1 protein-coding gene is annotated in these 622 nt (G+C 54.8%); it reads right to left on the minus strand.

Annotation, left to right across the window (positions count from 1 at the left end):
* Positions 1-460 (minus strand): transposase-like zinc-binding domain-containing protein (locus QP995_RS10815; protein ID WP_502869806.1); only part of this gene is annotated, 460 nt, incomplete at its 3' end.
* Between the last annotated feature and the right edge of the window lie 162 nt (positions 461-622).

The following is a 622-nucleotide window of genomic DNA, read 5'->3' on the forward strand; positions in this document are numbered from 1 at the left end:
GGACAACGCATAGTGGTGGGGCGATGTTTTTGAGTAGTTGGGTGTAGGCGTGGGCGGTTTCGCGTTGTGTCCAGTGCCATGCGATGACGTGGTCGTGGCTGGCTGCCACAAGTAAGCAGCCAGCGTCGGTGTAGGTGCCGTCGATGAAGATTTGGTCGTAGACCCGGTTGGGATCGGGGGTGTTAGGGACATCGATAAGCCACAATGAGGTGAACCGGCGGTCGAGTGTGCGCCGGGAGACATTCAAGGTGTCGGCCACCTTGGTTAAAGAAGCAGTGCCGGTGACGTAGGTGTGAAACGCTTTGAAATCCCGGGTGTGGGTCTGATCGGGGCGGTGTCGTGTTGTTGAGCATCCGCAGTCAGGGTTTTTGCATCGCCACCTGGTTGTCCCTTTGGTTGTGGTGCCGTTTTTCTTCATTTGCCCAGCGCATATAGGGCATCGGGGTCTGTTTGGAGTCACCCAGAAAGACAACCAGGCCCCTGTTACCACATGCAGGAGCCATTCCGGTGGATTGAGCAAGAAACGGGCCTGAATAAGGTCTGGAACCTTATATAAGCCCGTTTTATGCGGCCTGACCAGCAAATAGGCTGAAAATCAGACACACTTTTTGTCACTTAACCC

The organism is Corynebacterium sp. MSK032 (genome assembly GCF_030232065.1).
GTDB lineage: Bacteria > Actinomycetota > Actinomycetes > Mycobacteriales > Mycobacteriaceae > Corynebacterium > Corynebacterium jeikeium_D.